The 17,121-nt window shown below is 62.4% G+C and carries 16 protein-coding genes and 2 pseudogenes; 11 read left to right on the top strand and 7 right to left on the bottom strand.

What is annotated here, in order from left to right; all coding sequences use genetic code 11:
- Positions 1-68 precede the first annotated feature (68 nt).
- Positions 69-1,337: a threonine ammonia-lyase gene (locus AC0QUY_RS20470; RefSeq protein WP_475388134.1), complete on the top strand. Its 1,269-nt coding sequence runs from the start codon at positions 69-71 to the stop codon at positions 1,335-1,337.
- 327 nt (positions 1,338-1,664) lie between these two features.
- On the opposite strand, the gene AC0QUY_RS20465 is transcribed toward AC0QUY_RS20470, so the two are convergent.
- On the bottom strand, positions 1,665-2,201 hold the full coding sequence (locus tag AC0QUY_RS20465) for a cupin domain-containing protein (RefSeq protein ID WP_475388133.1): 537 nt from the start codon (positions 2,199-2,201) through the stop codon (positions 1,665-1,667).
- Between the two features lie 131 nt (positions 2,202-2,332).
- Positions 2,333-3,226 (bottom strand): substrate-binding domain-containing protein, encoded by an 894-nt coding sequence (locus AC0QUY_RS20460; RefSeq protein WP_475388132.1) that lies wholly within the window; start codon positions 3,224-3,226, stop codon positions 2,333-2,335.
- A gap of 83 nt (positions 3,227-3,309) precedes the next feature.
- Here AC0QUY_RS20460 and AC0QUY_RS20455 point away from each other — a divergent pair, with 83 nt between their 5' ends.
- The 5 genes and pseudogenes from AC0QUY_RS20455 to AC0QUY_RS20435 all read left to right on the top strand — a co-directional run bounded on the left by AC0QUY_RS20455 (position 3,310) and on the right by AC0QUY_RS20435 (position 6,896).
- Positions 3,310-4,002 (top strand): ABC transporter permease, encoded by a 693-nt coding sequence (locus AC0QUY_RS20455; RefSeq protein ID WP_475388131.1) that lies wholly within the window; start codon positions 3,310-3,312, stop codon positions 4,000-4,002.
- A 2-nt stretch (positions 4,003-4,004) separates the two neighbouring features.
- Complete coding sequence (locus tag AC0QUY_RS20450) at positions 4,005-4,727, top strand: energy-coupling factor ABC transporter ATP-binding protein (RefSeq protein ID WP_475388130.1); 723 nt, start codon at positions 4,005-4,007, stop codon at positions 4,725-4,727.
- A 10-nt stretch (positions 4,728-4,737) separates the two neighbouring features.
- Positions 4,738-5,568, top strand: coding sequence for an ABC transporter substrate-binding protein (locus tag AC0QUY_RS20445; protein ID WP_475388129.1), 831 nt, complete (start codon positions 4,738-4,740; stop codon positions 5,566-5,568).
- Positions 5,569-5,682: 114 nt separating this feature from the next.
- A pseudogene (locus AC0QUY_RS20440) lies at positions 5,683-6,373 on the top strand (molybdate ABC transporter substrate-binding protein).
- Between the two features lie 10 nt (positions 6,374-6,383).
- Positions 6,384-6,896, top strand: coding sequence for a hypothetical protein (locus AC0QUY_RS20435; RefSeq protein ID WP_475388128.1), 513 nt, complete (start codon positions 6,384-6,386; stop codon positions 6,894-6,896).
- On the opposite strand, the gene AC0QUY_RS20430 is transcribed toward AC0QUY_RS20435, so the two are convergent.
- Positions 6,874-7,116 (bottom strand): hypothetical protein, encoded by a 243-nt coding sequence (locus AC0QUY_RS20430; protein WP_475388127.1) that lies wholly within the window; start codon positions 7,114-7,116, stop codon positions 6,874-6,876. The genes AC0QUY_RS20435 and AC0QUY_RS20430 overlap by 23 nt on opposite strands.
- A gap of 162 nt (positions 7,117-7,278) precedes the next feature.
- Here AC0QUY_RS20430 and AC0QUY_RS20425 point away from each other — a divergent pair, with 162 nt between their 5' ends.
- Positions 7,279-7,587: a hypothetical protein gene (locus tag AC0QUY_RS20425; RefSeq protein WP_475388126.1), complete on the top strand. Its 309-nt coding sequence runs from the start codon at positions 7,279-7,281 to the stop codon at positions 7,585-7,587.
- Between the two features lie 60 nt (positions 7,588-7,647).
- Here AC0QUY_RS20425 and AC0QUY_RS20420 read toward each other — a convergent pair whose 3' ends face one another.
- A complete protein-coding gene (locus tag AC0QUY_RS20420; RefSeq protein WP_475388125.1) occupies positions 7,648-8,670 on the bottom strand; it encodes a lytic transglycosylase domain-containing protein in 1,023 nt (340 codons plus the stop codon).
- 123 nt (positions 8,671-8,793) lie between these two features.
- Between AC0QUY_RS20420 and AC0QUY_RS20415 the strand changes: the two genes are divergently transcribed.
- From AC0QUY_RS20415 to AC0QUY_RS20400, 4 genes are all read left to right on the top strand, one after another.
- A complete protein-coding gene (locus tag AC0QUY_RS20415) occupies positions 8,794-9,978 on the top strand; it encodes an MFS transporter (RefSeq protein ID WP_475388124.1) in 1,185 nt (394 codons plus the stop codon).
- Between the two features lie 55 nt (positions 9,979-10,033).
- Entirely contained in the window at positions 10,034-10,984 is a 951-nt protein-coding gene (locus AC0QUY_RS20410) for an oxygenase MpaB family protein (protein ID WP_475388123.1), read from the top strand.
- Between the two features lie 91 nt (positions 10,985-11,075).
- Positions 11,076-11,420 (top strand): hypothetical protein, encoded by a 345-nt coding sequence (locus tag AC0QUY_RS20405; RefSeq protein ID WP_161856245.1) that lies wholly within the window; start codon positions 11,076-11,078, stop codon positions 11,418-11,420.
- 206 nt (positions 11,421-11,626) lie between these two features.
- Positions 11,627-13,417: a peptide ABC transporter substrate-binding protein gene (locus AC0QUY_RS20400; protein ID WP_475388122.1), complete on the top strand. Its 1,791-nt coding sequence runs from the start codon at positions 11,627-11,629 to the stop codon at positions 13,415-13,417.
- A gap of 507 nt (positions 13,418-13,924) precedes the next feature.
- Here AC0QUY_RS20400 and AC0QUY_RS20395 read toward each other — a convergent pair.
- The 3 genes and pseudogenes from AC0QUY_RS20395 to AC0QUY_RS20385 form a co-directional block, all read right to left on the bottom strand.
- Positions 13,925-14,515: a LabA-like NYN domain-containing protein gene (locus AC0QUY_RS20395; RefSeq protein WP_475388121.1), complete on the bottom strand. Its 591-nt coding sequence runs from the start codon at positions 14,513-14,515 to the stop codon at positions 13,925-13,927.
- Positions 14,516-14,738: 223 nt separating this feature from the next.
- Positions 14,739-15,170: pseudogene (locus AC0QUY_RS20390) on the bottom strand (cupin domain-containing protein); the annotation flags it as partial.
- A gap of 269 nt (positions 15,171-15,439) precedes the next feature.
- The gene (locus tag AC0QUY_RS20385; RefSeq protein ID WP_475388120.1) at positions 15,440-17,110 is read right to left on the bottom strand and encodes a thiamine pyrophosphate-dependent enzyme; all 1,671 of its coding nucleotides are present in this window, start codon (positions 17,108-17,110) and stop codon (positions 15,440-15,442) included.
- Positions 17,111-17,121 lie beyond the last annotated feature (11 nt).

The raw sequence follows: 17,121 nt of genomic DNA, 5'->3' as shown, positions 1-17,121 counted from the left end.
ACGAGATTCGGAGGGGGCGTATCAGGCGAAATAGGCTTATACGGTTGCCTCGCAACGAGGTGATCCCGATGTCGAATGCCCCCAAAGACGTGCCGGCGAACCAGCCTGCTTCCAAGGCCGGCCGCCCTCCCGTCACATCAGATGATATCACGGCCGCGGCCGCGTCCATTGCCGGCTCCGTCGCCGTCACCGAATGCGACCAGAGCCGGACGCTGAGTGAGATCTGCGGCTGCAACGTCTGGCTCAAATTCGAGAATCTGCAGTTCACCTCGACATTTAAGGAACGCGGCGCGCTCAACCGGTTGCAGGCGCTCTCGCCGGACGAGCGCCGGCGCGGCGTGATCGCGATGTCGGCTGGCAACCACGCGCAGGGCGTGGCCTATCATGCCAACCGGCTTGGTATTCCCGCCACCATCGTGATGCCGGTCGGCACGCCGATGGTGAAGATCGAGAACACGCGACGGCATGGCGCGAATACGATCATTTCGGGCAAGACGCTGGAGCAGGCCGGCGAGTTCGCGCGCAAGCATGGCGAGGCGAACAACCTCATCATGATCCACCCTTACGACGATCCGCTGATCATCGCAGGGCAGGGCACCATCGCGCTCGAAATGCTCAAGGCCGCGCCTGATCTCGATACGCTGGTGGTGCCGATCGGCGGCGGCGGGCTGATCTCCGGCATGGCGATCGCGGCCAAATCGCTGAAGCCGGAATTGCGCATCGTCGGTGTGCAGGCGCAACTCTATCCGTCGATGTACAACGCTATCCGCGGCGAGAAATTGCCGATGCGCGGCGATACGCTCGCCGAAGGCATCGCGGTGAAGGTGCCGGGACGGATCACCACCGAAATCATCCGCGGTCTCGTCGACGACATCGTTCTCGTCACCGAAGACCAGATCGAGCGCGCGGTGTCGATGCTGATCGCGATCGAAAAGACCGTGGTCGAGGGCGCAGGCGCTGTGGGCCTTGCCGCTGTGCTGGCGGCGCCGGAGCGCTTTGCCGGGCGCAATGTCGGGCTTGTCCTCACCGGCGGCAACATCGATACGCGGCTGATCGCGTCCGTCCTGACCCGCGAGCTCGCGCGCGAGGGAAGGTTGACACAGATCGCCATCGACATCGTCGACCGGCCCGGCCAGCTCGCCGCCGTCTCGGCACTGCTGGCGGAGGCCGGCGCCAACATCATCGAGGTCTCGCACCAGCGCACGTTCTCCGATCTGCCCGCCAAAGGCACGTTGCTCGAAGTCGTAATCGAAACGCGGGATCGCGCGCATCTGGAGGACGTGATGAAGCGGCTCGGTGAGGCCGGGTTTGTCGCGTGGCTGCCGGGGCGGAGGTAGGCGCAGCGTTTTCGACCGGAATATGTCCCTGAACTTGGTTCGGGGATCGGCACCGGTTCGCGCAAGGAAATTGTAAGGCAAGAAAGTTGGGGCGTGAATCCATGACTCAAAGTCGCCAGCAGCGTTCGTTTGGTGCGTATTCCGGACTCAAGCTGGATTCTGAGCGCGGTCGGAGAAGGGCCGAACTGCAACCATGAGTCACGCGCGCTCGTCCACGTCGTCAGAGCCGGGCGAGCAGAATCGGCGGCAGGCCGAGTACAGCGGCAGCCGCGATTCCAAGATCAGCTGGCAAACGCAACGACTGTCTTGCCGGGCCACTGTCGACTTTTATTGTTTTTGAGGAATAGGCGTCGTGCCCGTCGGCCCCATGCCCGTGGTTTGGATGATGACCTCACCATCTTTCGCCCAGACGTAGTGTGGCGTCTTCGGCGGTTCTGAATAGAACGTGCCCGCGGGATAGGCCTTCAATTTGCTTTCGTCCCATTGTTCGCCGACACCGAAGTACAGCGTTCCGGACAAGACCACCGCGGTGCGCCACTCGTCTGGGTGCCAATGCGGCATGACCTTAGTGCCTGGTGGAAATTTGGTTCGCTGAACATAGACACCCGGCTTTGTTGGGTCGCCGTACAAGACTGCGGATTGCGATCCCGGCCCTAGCGGTGCCTTGAACTCGATTTCAGTTGGCAATTTGACAACGGGTTGGCTGCTCTGAGCGTAGGCCGTGGCAGTCCAAGCCATCGTACAGGCAGTGAGAGTCAGATGTGCGTACCGCAGGTTCATTGTTTCCTCCCATTGCTTTCTGATGTGAATGATACCGATTTCCGCTATCGCCTGTAAGCTGTAAGCCGGATCGGAGACGGGCATTGGGAGTAACCTTTCCGAACGAGGACCGCTCCGGGTCAAAGACGGCATTTGGACCGTCAAACCGCCATGTCGGGTTCATCCCTTAAGGCGGACATCGGTGCCGCTCGCAGCGCGCTCAACTCGTGTGCGCCCTAGTTCACCAGCCTCACCGCGCCAGCCTCGCTCACATCATAACCGCCAAGCTCGGCGGCCCGATCGCGAAAGCCCACCCCGCGCATGAAGTCGAACAGCGCCTGCGGCCCCTTCATGAAATAGTCGCGCTGCCGCATGACGAGATCGAAGCGCTCCCAGACGAGCGGCAGGAAATCGAGCCCCGCCGATTTCGCCACGCTTCTGGTAGCGATGCCGCAATCGATCCGGCCCGCGCGGATGGCCTGCGCGATATCGGGGCCGGTCGGAAACGCTGGCTTCGCCAGTTTCAGATCGTCGAGCGCGATGCCGGCGCGCGCGAGCAGCGCCAGCAGCAGCAATTGCGCGCCGGCGCCCGCTGGACGCTGCGCCATACGGGCGCGCGAGGTGGCGATCGAGGCCATGTCGCTCAGATCAAGCGGATTGCCTGCGGCAACCAGAATGCCCTGCTCGCGCCGGGCAAAGCCGAGCACGACGGCATCGTGCAATCCCGGCGCATCGGCGACCGCCTCGACATTGGCTCGCTCATCGTCGCCGTCCAGCCGATGTAAATGGATCGCCGCGATCATCACCTCGCCACGCGTCAGCCGCCGCAGGCCTTCCTCGCTGCCCTCGGGCAGGCTGGCCAGCCCCGAATTGCTTTCGCGCAAGCCCCATTCCAGCAGCGGATCGTGGCTGCCGCCGACGATGGAGGGCGCCGACACCTGCGCCAGGCCGGCCGGCGCGATCAAGCCGGCGGAGACCCAGCGGTCCAGCGCGGCGCGCGAAAACAGCCAGCGCCCGGTCACCTTGCTGCAGGGCACCGCGCGGTCTGCCACCAGTTCGTAAAGCTTGCGTTCGGACAGCCGCAAATAGTCGGCAGCCTCGTCGGTCGTCAGAAGTTCTCGCATAGGCATTAATATGCACCTGGATGCAGCATTTCCGCAAATTGACCATGCCGGTACCATCTGCGCAAGATGTCTGCCGAACGGAAATTCCCATGGCCAGCGACGTATCAGCCCTTCAACTCGTGCTCTCCGGCGATCCCGCGCTGTTCGCCATCGTGCGGCTGTCGCTCTATGTCAGCCTGTCCGCGGTGGCGCTGGCCGCGCTGATCGGTATTCCCCTCGGCGCCTGGATCGCGCTGACGAATTTCCGCGGCCGCCAGGGCGTCATCGTCCTGCTCAACGCCTTGATGGGCCTGCCGCCCGTCGTCGTCGGTCTCGCGGTGTACCTCGCGCTGTCGCGCTCCGGGCCGCTGGGTTCGTTCGGCCTGCTGTTCACGGCAGGCGCCATGATCATCGCGCAGACCGTGCTGGTCATGCCGATCATCGCCGCGCTGACGCGCCAGACCATCGAGGATCTCTGGATCGAATACCGCGACGAACTGACCGCGATGAATCTCGGCCCGATCGGTCGCGTCGCGGCGCTGATCTGGGATGCGCGCTTCAGCCTCGTCACCGCGCTGCTCGCCGGCTTCGGTCGCGCCGCGGCGGAAGTCGGCGCCATCATCATCGTCGGCGGCAACATCGAAGGCTTTACCCGCACGATGACGACGGCGATTGCGCTGGAGACGTCCAAGGGCGACCTGCCGCTCGCGGTCGGCCTCGGGCTGGTGCTGATTTCGATCGTGATCGCCGTCAACGCGCTGGCCTGGAGCGTACGCCGCGCCGGAGAGCGACTGGCGGGGTGACCATGCGCGCGCCGTCAAGCGAACTGCCGATTGAATTCGATGGCGTCACGGTTGCGGCCGGCGGCGTCACGATCCTCGACGATATCGCGCTCGCGCTGAAGCCGGGTGCGCCGACGGTGCTGATCGGCCCGAACGGCTCGGGCAAATCGACGCTGCTGCGCGTGGCGATGGGACTGCTCGCGCCGTCCCGCGGGCGCATCACCTGGGGCGGGCTGCAAAACGTCCCGCCGCTCAAGCGCGCGATCGTGTTTCAACGCCCGGCTATGCTTCGGCGCAGCGCTGCCGCCAACATCCGGTTTGCGCTGCGCGCTGCCGGCATCCCACGGGCGGAGCATACGCGCCGCACCGATGAACTGCTCGAACTGGTCGGCTTGCACGGGCTCGCCGGCCGCGCCGCGCGTCGGCTCTCCGGCGGCGAGCAGCAGCGGCTGGCGCTGGCTCGCGCGCTGGCGCGCGATCCCGCAGTGCTGTTCCTGGACGAGCCAACCGCGAGCCTCGATCCGGTCGCGACGAAGGCGGTGGAAGACATCATCCGCGCGGTCAGCGAACGCAACATCAAGGTCGTGATGGCGACCCACGATTTCGGCGAGGCGCGCAGGCTCGCCGGCGAGGTCGTGATGCTCCACCGCGGCCGCATCGTAGAGACCGGCGCGGCCGCGTCGTTCTTCGACGCGCCGCGAACTCTCGAGGCGAGGGCGTTCCTCGCCGGTGAACTATTGATTTAAGGAGAAACGAATGAACGCGCTCACCCGTTTGCTGATTGCAGCGATTGCCAGTCTGGTTTTCGCAGGTCACGCCGTCGCGCAGGACAAATCGATCGTGGTCGCCTCGACCACCTCGACGCAGGATTCCGGCCTGTTCGGCCACATCCTGCCGATGTTCAAGGCCAAGACCGGCATCGACGTGAAGGTGGTGGCGCAAGGCACCGGACAGGCGCTCGATACCGCACGCCGGGGCGATGCCGACGTCGTGTTTGTCCACGCCAAAGCTGCGGAAGAAAAATTCGTTTCCGAAGGCTTTGGCGTCAAGCGTTATCCCGTGATGTACAACGACTTCATCCTGGTCGGCCCGAAGAGCGATCCGGCCGGCATCAAGGGCTCGAAGGACATCGTCGCGGCGCTTTCCGCGATCAAGGCCAAGCGTTCCGATTTTATTTCCCGCGGCGACAAGTCTGGCACCCATCAGGCGGAAGTGAACCTCTGGAAAGTTGCCGGGGTCGATATCGCGAGAGACAAGGGTCCCTGGTACAAGGAGATCGGGCAGGGCATGGGCGCGGCGCTCAACACCGCGTCCGCCTCGAACGCCTATGTGCTCGCCGATCGCGGCACCTGGCTGTCGTTCAAGAATCGCGGCGATCTCGTCGTTGCCGTCGAAGGCGACAAGCGGCTGTTCAACCAGTACGGCGTCATGCTGGTTAGTCCGGAGAAGCATTCGAGCGTCAAGAAAGATCTCGGCCAGCAGTTGATCGACTGGCTGGTATCATCCGAGGGCCAGAAGGCGATCGCCGATTACAAGATCAACGGCGAGCAGTTGTTCTATCCCAACGCCAGCGATTCCGGCGCGTGATGCAGGCCGGTTTTCGGCGGCGTTCGCGGTTCTCCTGGTCACGATGGCGCCGGCGATGGCAGAGGAAACGGTGTTGCTCACGCCGCCGGCAGCTTGCGCGCCGCATTGAGCGAGGTGGCAAAGGCGTTTGAAGCCGCAAACCTCGGCAAGGTGCAGGCAAAATTCGGCGCCTCCGGTTTGCTGAAGGACGAGATCGCGGCGGGTGCCAAGGCGGAGGTGTTTGCCTCCGCCAACATGGAGCACCCGCAGGCGCTCGCGCAGGAGAACCGCAGCGGGGCGGTGGTGCTGTTCGCGCGCAGCCGGCTGTGCGCGCTGGTGCGGCCCGGTCTCGACGTCGCGCCGGCCACGCTCATGGACCGCATGCTCGACCCGCAAGTGAAGCTCGGCACCTCGACGCCAAAGGCCGATCCGTCGGGCGATTGCGCCTGGGAGGTTTTTGGTAAAGCCGAGAGGATCAGAACCCGGCGCATTAGCGACGCTGGAGAACAAAGTGCTGCAGCTCACCGGCGGTCCCACGAGCCCGCCCGCGCCGCACGGCCGCTCGATCTATGGCGAGCTCATCGCGCAAAACGCCGCCGATATCTTTCTGACCTATTGCACCAACGCGCTCGCCGCGCAGCGCGAGAATCCGGCGCAGCAGATCGTGCAACTGCCCGATGCGCTCGCGGTCGGCGCCGATTACGGCCTGACCGTGCTGAACGGCGCCTCGGCACCGGCGTACAAATTCGCGCTGTTCATCCTGTCGGCGGATGGCCAGCGCATGCTGGCAAAGCACGGCTTTGCGGCGCCGGCTCTGCCGAAGTAGGAGACTTTCGATGCTTCGCTCCTTCCTCGTCGCCGTCGCGCTGATTGCCTTGCTCGAACCGGTCGCGGCTGATGACGGCTGCGAAAAATTCGCATGGTCCTTGGCAAGCGAACGCGCAGCGTTTGCGGCGGCGGACAACCCCGCGATTGCCGCGGGCGAGACCCTGGCGGCGCTGCCATCAGGCGCGCTCCTGATCCGCCTGCAGCCGGGAGCGCAGGCTTCCTTCGCCGTGCCGCCGGAGCGCAAGCCACGAACCGAGCCATGGCACGGCGGCATGGTTCGCCTGCCAGCGCTATCAAAGCCCGGCATTTACCAGATCACCTTGTCGGAGGATGCCTGGATCGATGTGATCCAGAACGGCCGCTACGCCCACTCCGCCCGCTCCGTCGGAAGCACCGGCCGCGGCGATTGCCCGGGCGTGCGCAAGAGCGTGCGGCTCGATCTCGACGCGAGCCCGGTGGTGCTGCAGGTGAGCGGCGTTTCCCCGGATACGATCGCCGTTACGTTTGCTGCGGTGGAATAGCCTTGCAGGCGGCGTCCGATTCGTGCGCGCCGTCGTTGTCGGTTGACTTGACTGTCGGGCTGCTGATCAGCCGATAGATCGGCACCCACGCGCAGTCCCATGTTTCGAGCGTGGCGCCGCACGCCGTGCATTCAAAACTGTCGATCTCGCGCGAGGGCGCTATCGCTTCGGTGCGATGGTAGATCGCGCCACATCGGCACTGTCGCTGCTTTTCGATCACAACGAATCATTACGCCGCGACTCATCGTCGGACAACGCTACGCTTGTCGCAGGAACTTCGCGTTCATCTTCGTGAATATTTGTTCAAGGAGCGTTATGTCGCACACCGGAACGTCAGGCGCGCCGGCTGGTTAGCCCCAGACACGTTTACTGGAGTTCGATGATGAAGAAGCTAGCTATCGTATTCGCCGTTGGTGCTGCTGCGCTGATGGGAGGTTCCGCAGCCAACGCCGCCGACAATGCGGTGAAGGCAAAGAGCGCGACGAATGCCGCCCAGACTTCCACCGATTTCAGCGCCCAGCACCGCCACTGGCGTCATCACCACCACTGGCGCCATCATCACTACCGGCCCTATTACAGGAGCTATAACTACTACTCGCCGCGCGCGTACGGCTATTACGGTCCCCGCTACTATGGTCACCGCCACTACGGCGGCCCCGGCGTAACCTTCAGCTTCGGCAGCGGCTGGTAAAGCAGACTCACGAGATAAAAGCCCGCGATCCTCGCGGGCTTTTTTCGTCTGAGGACAGCGTTACAACTCTCGCGCCGCCCTCGATGACTTTCGGCCGGAAGATTCCGATGCGAGGCGCACGGCGGATTTCTTCCCTGATTTCCGCGCTGCCAGCAGCACAACGCGTGCCTTGGCCTTGCTCGCCGCCGCACGGACGCGTCGGGCTACCGAACTCGCCGCAACGCGCAGCTTCCTGACGGTCGCGTTCTTCTCCTCGACCTCACCGGCTTCCGCCTTGCGCACCATCGCGCTGGCCGCAGGCGTCAGGTCGACATTGACAGTGGCGACCTGGTCTTGCCGCGACAAGCCGCCGACGCCCTCGCATGGCGCCTTGTGCGGCAGATCGGTCGGCATGTGGACGGTGTTTTCCTCGTCGATCCAGGCCTCGGCCTTGTGACCCGTGATGATCTTGACGTAAGCGCGCGTTTCCTTCGGCAAGCCACCACGTCGCGATAGCCACTTCTCGATCCGGCCGCCGCCTGCGTTATACGCAGCCGCCGCAAGCCCGAGATTGCCGAACTGATTATGCAGCTTGCGAAGGAATTTTGCCGACGCCGGGATCGCCTGCAGCGGATCGAACGGGTTTTTCAAGCCCATCTCGACTGCCGTCTGCGGCATGAACTGCGCGATGCCTCGCGCGCCTGCGGAACTGACTTCCGTCGCTTTAAACCTGCTTTCCTGCCAGAGCAAACGCACGAAGAATCCGATCGGAATATCGTTGTCCTCGGCGGCCGTCTTGACCGCTTCGCAGATCACATCCGCTGATGAGGGCTCCTCGTTGATCGAGGCGGCTGCATGAGCATCGGCATCGGCTGCCGTTGTCTTCTCGTCTGGCGCAGAAACGACGTTCGTCGCGTCCAGTTGTTGCGAAGACTCCGCCGATGCGGTCGCTGTTCCCGGCTGAGAATTTGTTCCCGCAGCGGGTTCCGATTGCGCTTCGGCAACGACGAAAGATGGTTCGGTCCATATTGATCCATTGCCGGAACTTTCAAGATCCACCGCGATCACAAACACAGCAATCACGGCGGCGAAAACATATCGCATCAATTTTCCATCCATGGTGTGTGAAGGCGGTCGGTTAGAATTTGGATGTGGAAATTTCGCGGGCGAACTGCGGCAGAGCAGTGTTCTTATCGCCCGTAATTTTACCGAGTGGAACTTTGGAACATGCGCGTCAGCGGACCGCTCGCCTACATCGCGCTTTACGCCACGCTGTACGCGGCGTTCGGCGTGGCGTCGCCATTCTGGCCAAAGTATTTCGAAACCAGATCGCTCACGCCCGAGCAGATCGGACTGATACTGGCGGCGGCGTTATTGGTGCGCCTTGTCGCAGGACCACTCGTGGGGATGTTCGCCGACTTCCTGCAATCGTTGCGCCTCGTGCTCGCATTCTGCACGGTCCTGGCGGCTGCAGCGGCCGTGGCACTGCTACGCGCGGATGGCTTCTGGTTATTGTTGCTTGTTGCGTTGGTGCAAGCAGCGGCTTTGGCTCCGACGACGTCGATCGCCGACGCGCTGTCGGTCAACGCCGCCAGGCCTCAGATGGCGGGAAGGCCGTTCGAATACGGCTGGATCCGCGGTGCCGCGTCCGCGGCTTTCGTCTGCGGCACGCTGATCATCGGACAGCTCATTACTTCCAGCGACCTCACGCGTGTTATCTGGCTGAACGCGGCCCTGCTGATCGCGGCCACTGGCGCTACTGTGCTGGTCCCCAGGGCTTCTACTCCAACTGCGCCGCATATCAGCGCATCGAAGCTTGCGCGCGAAATCCGCGGGCTGCTCAGGATTGCGCGGTTTCGAATCCTGATCCTCGTCTCGACTCTGATCTACGGCAGCCACGCCATGCATGATGCCTTTGCCGTGATCCGGTGGAGCAATGCCGGCATAGACACCTCCGTGATCAGCATCCTGTGGTCGGAAGCCGTCGCCGCGGAAGTCATCGTGTTCTTCCTGGTCGGCCCGGCATTGCTCAACCGGTTCGGCGCGCGTGGCGCGGCGGTGCTGGCGGCCGCGGCCGGAATCATCCGCTGGTCGGTCGCGGGGACAACGACCTCAGTCGTGGCGCTCGCGGTGGTACAGCCGCTGCACGGACTGACATTTGCCCTGCTGCATCTCGCCTGCATGCGGATGATGGCGGTTCTTATTCCGACCCGCATGGCCGCGACCGCCCAAGCCGCCTACGCGTTCGGTTCAGGCGCGGTGACGGCTGCGCTGACGCTGTTCTCGGGTTTTTTCTACGCGAATTATGGGGGAGGGGCGTTCGTTGCGATGGCAGTTCTCTGCGCGCTCGCATTGCCGCTCGCCTGGTTTGGCTTTACCGATGCGCAAGATACGTCTGCCCGCGCCCGCTGAGTTGCGGTAGAATCTGCCTCGCGAAAAGCAAGTCGATCGTTCGAAGGTTTGCCAATTGGTCTCGGAAAGTGATCTTGAGTCTGCGCTCGAAGTCGTCAGGGCCGGCGCCGCCGGCCCGAACGAGGGCATTTTTGGTCCTGCGTCGGTGACGTGGCGGATCGACCGGGAAGCCGTCGTCTTTCTCGGCGCCGGACGCGCCTTGCTGCTTCAACTGGCGCATCCCTGGGTTGCGGCCGCCATCGCCGAGCACTCGCGCACCTTTGCCGATCCGATCGGCCGCTTTCACCGTACCTTCGAAGTGATGTTCACGATGGTGTTCGGTTCACTCGACAGTGCAACCGCCGCCGCCCGGCGCCTGCACCGGCGGCACGCCGGCATCTCCGGCAATTTGCCCGAGGCCATCGGCTGCTTTGCCAAAGGCTCACTCTACAGCGCCAACGATGTCGCCGCGCTGCGCTGGGTTCACGCCACCCTGGTCGAGACCGCCGCCATGGCGCACGACCTTGTTCTGCCACCGCTCTCGGCGGAAGAGCGCGAGCGGTACTGGACCGAAAGCCGGCTGTTCGGGTCATTGTTCGGGCTGAAGCCCGAGGATTTGCCGGCGGACTGGTCATCCTTCGCGGATTACACCGCCGCGATGGCGCAATCCGACACCCTGTCCGTCAGCCCCGCGGCGCGCGACGTGGCCCAACAGATCTTCTCTGGCGCGCGGCCGTGGCTGCGGCCGCCGCGATGGTATCTGGCCCTGACCGCGCAGATGTTGCCCGAGCGGGTGCGCACAGGCTTCGGCCTCGATCTTGACCAACGCGACCGGAGAGCCGCAGATCGAGCGCTGAGGTGGATCGGCCGCGTATATCCCTATCTACCGGTCCGCCTCCGCTACGCCGGGCCCTACCACGAAGCCCAGGCGCGGCTGCAAGGAAAGCCCGGGCTCGACATGGCTACCCAATGGCTCAATCGGGCTTGGACCGGACGGCCGCAAATGGATGATCGTCGGGAGCGGTGAGATCGATGGGCATCGGCGTGTCATTGCAGTAAAAGGCCTGGCTGCCGGCGAAACCTGAAACGAACCTTGCGGAATGGGGCTTTTTGGACCGATGGACGAGGACGACCCGATCGAGGAGATTACGCGGATCGAAGCGCGGCTCGAGGAGCTGGCCGAGACCGCCGAACGGTGCCGCAAGATCACGCTGGTCTCGAAATCGGTGATCGCCGCCGGGGCCGGATTGATGCTGGTCACCGTCCTCGGTCTGCTCGGATCCAATCAGGTCGCCGCCATCGGCTCGATTGCGGCGGTGCTGGGCGGCATCGTGTCGCTCGGCTCGAACGCCAGCACTTTGCGACAGACCATGGCCGCCATGAGCGACGCTGAGGCGCTTCGTTCGGACCTGATCGGCAGGATCGACCTTCGCGTGGTCGGCGACGAGCAGCGTCACGCTTAAGTCGCAGGCGATGCCATTGAGGCGCGATGTGTCAATTAAGTGGCACGGCCGCCGTCATTCCCATTGCCGACTGACGCCGCGTCATCTTGCCTCGGATCGGCTTGGCGTGATGGCGCAGATCCTGCTTTGACAGCTTCGCGCTGACCTGATCCATTTCCAGTATCGCGCGTGACGAGGCATTCAGCACCAGTTGAGGAGTTGGTCTCATGAAAGAACAGGAAATTCGAGACCTGATCGCAGACGTCAAGACCGGCCAGTTGTCGCGGCGGGCCTTTGTCCAGCAAATGATCGCCATTGGCCTTTCGGCGCCGATGGCCGGGATGATGCTGAGCCAGTGCGGGGTCGCGATGGCCCAGACCGCGCTTCCCTACAAGCCGACCAAGGCCGGCGGCGGCGGCGTGCTGAAACTGATGTATTGGCAGGCCGTGACCCTGCTCAATCCGCATTTTGCCGTCGGCACCAAGGATCAGGAAGGCTCCCGGATCTTTTACGAGCCGTTGGCGGGATGGGATGGCGACGGCAACCTGGTTCCGATCCTCGCGGCCGAAATTCCGAGCAAGGAGAATGACGGATTGGCCGAGGACGGCCGCTCGGTGATCTGGAAGCTGAAACGTGGCGTCAAATGGCATGACGGCATGCCGTTCACGGCCGACGACGTCGTCTTCAACTGGGAGTATGCCAAAACACCGGAGACCGCGGCGGTTTCGATCGGCAGCTACAAGGACATCACGGTCGAGAAGATCGACGACTTCACCGTCCGCCTCACCTTTGCCAAGCCGACGCCGTTCTGGGCCGATGCCTTTGTCGGCAATTACGGCATGATCATCCCAAAACACCTGTTCAAGGATTACGTCGGCGCCAAATCGCGCGAGGCGCCGCACAATCTGAAACCGGTCGGCACCGGTCCCTATCAGTTCGTGGATTTCAAACCGGGCGACATGCTCCGCGCCAAAATCAATCCCAACTACCATGTCGCCAACCGGCCGCATTTCGACGAGGTGGAGGTCAAGGGCGGCGGCGACGCGGTGTCGGCGGCGCGCGCGGTGCTGCAAACCGGCGAATATGATTATGCATGGAACATGCAGGTCGAAGAGGAGATCCTGACGAAGCTGGAAGCCGTCGGAAAGGGCAAGTTGAGCATCACGACGTCAGGCAACGTCGAATTCATGCAACTCAACTCGACCGATCCCGCGGTCGAGGTCGATGGCGAGCGCGCCAGCATCAAGACCAAACATCCGCTGTTCAGCGATCCGGCCGTGCGCCAGGCCATCAATCTCCTGATCGATCGCGCCTCGATCGAGAAATTCATCTATGGCCGCACGGCGCGGGCCACCGCTAACTTCCTCAACAACCCGGAACGCTTCCGGTCGAAAAACACGAAGTTCGAATTCAACATCGAGAAGGCCAACCAGATCCTCGAGGCCGCCGGCTGGAAAAAGGGCAGCGACGGCATCAGGGCCAAGGACGGCAAGCCGCTGAAATTCGTATTCCAGACCTCGATCAATGCGCCGAGGCAGAAGACCCAGGCCATCGTCAAGCAGGCGTGCCAGAAGGCAGGCATCGACGTCGAGCTGAAGTCGGTGGTGGGATCGGTATTCTTCTCCTCCGATACCGCCAATCCCGACACCTACACGCATTTCTATTGCGATGCGCAGATGTACAACACCACCATGCCGCAGGCCGATCCGCAGTTCTTCATGAACCAATACGTGTCGTGGCAGGTGGCGAACAAGGAAAACAAGTGGCAGGGGCGAAATGTCTCGCGCTGGCAAAGCAAGGAATATGACGAGACCTACAAGCAGGTCGAACAGGAGCTCGACGCGGTGAAGCGCGCAGCACTGTTCGTCAAGCTCAACGATCTCGTCGTAACGGACAATTACATCCAGCCCATCGTCTCCCGCACCCGGGTCGCGGCGCTCGGCGGCAAGCTGACCGCGCATATCTCGGGCTGGGACGCCGATCTCTGGCAGCTTGGGAGCTGGTATCGGGAGGGGTGAGGGCGGGAATTGCCGTGACGGTAAGCGCCATTGGCCCGCCAAGCCGAAGCTTCAAAGCAGCGTAGGATCGCGAGTATCAGCGACGAAGCTGCAGAGCAGGCGGTCGTATCAACCCTGTCTCCCTTGCGCAACATCCGATGTGTTCCTCGCCTGGGAACAGCATTTGCGACTCCACACTCGAAGATATTCGGGTCAGTGTGTTCGAAGAGCCGGGGTGGCGGATCGAGCGTTTTTCATACGGATACATTTGAGCCCGGTGAGCCGCAGAGCGAAAATGCCTGCGGTCTTTTCACTCCAGGACTAGAGCATGATCCGGAAAAAGTGGGTACCGGTTTTCCCTCGCGACAAACGCGGAACGCGTTTGCGCGGAGATCATGCTCAAATCAAAGAGATAGAGCGGGATGACGATTCGAAGAAAGTCATCACGCTAGTCTGCGCGGCTGCAATAAAGAAAGAGCAAGACCACGCATCGCGCGTGGAGCGTTGCTTGATCATTGAAGGTCGTCGTCAGCTGTCGTGGCGGTGCAAGGATAATGTGTGATGGCGCGCCTCGCGCGCAGCCGGCCGCTCGGACGGGTCGCGGCCAAGCTTGGGCTTCAAATCCACGAGGTCGATGAAAGCGTCGGCCTGCCGCCGAAGCTCATCGGCAATCATCGGAGGATGGGTGGCAATGGTCGAGACGACGGTGACGCGAACGCCTCGACGTTGGATCGCCTCCACCAATGGGCGGAAGTCGCCGTCACCTGAGAACAGAACCATCTGATCGATATGCTCGGCAAGCTCCATGGCATCAACAGCGAGTTTGATGTCCATGCTGCCCTTCGCCCTGCGATGGCCGCTGGCGTCGGTGAACTCCCTCATCGGTCTTGTGGCCACGGTATAGCCGTTGTAGTCGAGCCAATCGATCAGGGGCCGGATCGACGAATACTCCTGATCCTCGATGACCGCAGTGTAGTAAAATGCGCGAACCAGCGTGCCGCGACTTTGGAATTCAGTGAGCAGTCGCTTGTAATCCACATCGAAGCCAAGCATCTTGCTGGTCGAATAAAGATTGGCGCCATCGATGAGGAGCGCGATCTTGGTGCTGGAAGCGGACATTCGGGCATGGCTCCCAAATCGGACGGCAATTCATAGCAACATCAGTTCACGTTGTTTGTACAAGAAACATCAAGCCATCAAGCGCCGCCAGGTTCACGTCGTCAAGGAAGAGCGCGGGAACAAGGGCGGGTGCTTTGCGCCGCCACGAAGAGTGGGCCGGAGCGGATTCGCTAGGAGACTTGCCTGTTAAACCATAGAGTGGGGCAGGGTCTTGTTGTGGCGCTGAGAGACGCCGGCCGGGCACGAAGAACATCCGCTTGAGCTTGTTCATGGCACGAACGGCGTAGCCGATTCCGAACGGAAGGGTCTGGCGGAAGAAGGCGATCTTCCTGACATGTCCTTCGACATGCCATTTGACGTGCGCGCCTTCGCGAAACAGTATCACGTCACCCACGCCATAACGCCTCGGCGGCATGCCCTTGCTCTCGAGCACGATCGACCCTTCGAGGATCATGATGGTCTCGTCGACATCGTAGTACCAGTTGAACTTGCCCTCGGTGCAGGACCAGATCAGGGTCGTGGTAGTGCCGCATGCGCTGGTCGACAGCACGTGCGAGCGGGCTTCCGGATTGCCGTCAAGGATCCAGGATGGCTCGATCGGCGACGGCTTGAGCTCTACATTGCAATGGCCGGTTTCAACAAGGGCAAACGGCATCGATGATCTCCGTGGATTGAACAAGCATGCACGGCTTAGCAGCGTCCCGGTGATGCTAGTTGCAGATTGCTAAATCGTCCGGGACTGATGCGATCAGATTATCCTAAAAAGAATGAGGAGGCCAATTTGCCGAAAATTGGTTGGGTGCTCCGCTCAACGGGTATCGCTCAACGTGGGTTACCTCTAACGAGGCACCTCGGGCTGCGTCGAAACTCAAGATGAAATGCGAGCTAGGCAGCGCCGTTGTCTTCGTAGCTTCGCCTTGAATTTCAGGCCACCGGAACACTGTGTACGTCAGCCGACACTGCAGCGAGGGACCGGTCGATTGTTTGACGTACATCGGATCGAACTTCGATCACAACGGGGCCGTTCGCCGACATTGCTTCCGAGACGACCTCGGCCACTTCCGCTGCGTTCGTGATCGTATAGCCCTGCGCGCCAAATGCGCGGGCAAGGGCCGCAAAGTCGGGGTTGGAGAGGTCCGTACCCCAAGGACGCTTCGGAAATGCTCTCTCCTGATGCGTACGGATGGTGCCGTACGACTGGTTGTTGGAAATGACGATCTTGATGTTGGCCCGGCGAGCAACCGCAGTTGCCAATTCATTCCCGGTCATCAGGAAACCGCCGTCGCCGCAGAACGCGATCACCTGGCGATTCGGATATCGAAGGCCCGCACTCAATGCAGAAGGGATCCCACTGCCCATCGCGCCGCAGGCGGAGCCGAGCAGCCGGGCTGACGGCTTGAAACGGAAAATCCGGTGTACCCAGGCGGCGAAGTTGCCGGAATCGGTCGTCACAATAGCATCTGGTCTGGAAAGCTTGGCGACGGCCGCAACCGCATGGCCCAGGACATCAGCGCTGGGGATGCGCCGCTCAGGCCATCCATGCACCGCTTCCCGGACTTTCGCCACGGCTTGGATCCACTCACCGCGCTCGCGCGTGACGACAGGTAATTCGAGGCAGGATCTTACGAAGGGGTGCGCCGACGCCACGATCGGGAGATCCGTATGAAAGTGAGTCCCGATCGCATTCGGATCGGGGTAGACGTGGACCAGAGGCTGAGACGTCGGAGATTGTCGTGGAAACCGAAATCCCAGGGACGACAAGTCGCCGAGCCGAGTTCCGATGGCAACGATCAGATCCGCTCGCTCAAAAAGCCCGACATGAGCCGGCGACATGAAGAAGCCAAGGTGCCCAACCCAGAGCCGGTGATCGTTCGGATATTGATCCTGCATCTTGGTAGTGACGGCGACCGGCACATTCCAGTGCTCGCTCAGCGCGACCAGATCCTCGCGAAATTCCGCGGTGCGACACTCTCCTCCGACCAGCAGAATCGGTCGTTCCGCGTCGTCAAGCAAGGTGGCCGCCTGTTCCACGGCGGCTCGACTGGGCTCGGCCCGTGCGACGCCGTGAACCCTGGCGGAGAGCAGACCGGCCTCCATCTCGAGGACGTCTGCAGGAAGCTCGATCACAACTGGTCCGGGTGTGCCGCCAAGCGCTATGGAAAATGCCCGCGCCATCATCTCGGGCGCCTGAGCCGCTGAATCGATTCTAGTGGACCATTTGGTGAGGCCATTGAACGCGCGCGCGGTGTCGATCTCCTGCACCGCGTCACGATTCAGGTTCGGCGTTTCGACCTGACCAATCAGCAGTACGAGAGGTATGGCCTCCTGTGAAGCGACATGGAGGCCAATTGCTGCGTTGGATGCGCCCGGCCCGCGGCTTGCCATCACGACACCGGCGCGACCGGTGAGCTTGGCGTCGGCGACTGCGGCAAGACTGGCGCTTCCCTCGTGGCGGCAAGTCACGAGATCGATCTCGTCTCGTTCGTACAGAGCGTCAAGGAGCGCAAGAAAGCTTTCGCCGGGTACGCCAAATGCCCGGTCGACGCCATGCGCGATCAGAATATCAACGATTAGATCGGCAACCCGGAAAGCCATGCCACACCATC

It is taken from the genome of Bradyrhizobium sp. WYCCWR15520 (genome assembly GCF_056174665.1).
This window is presented reverse-complemented; position numbering and strand designations above follow the sequence as displayed.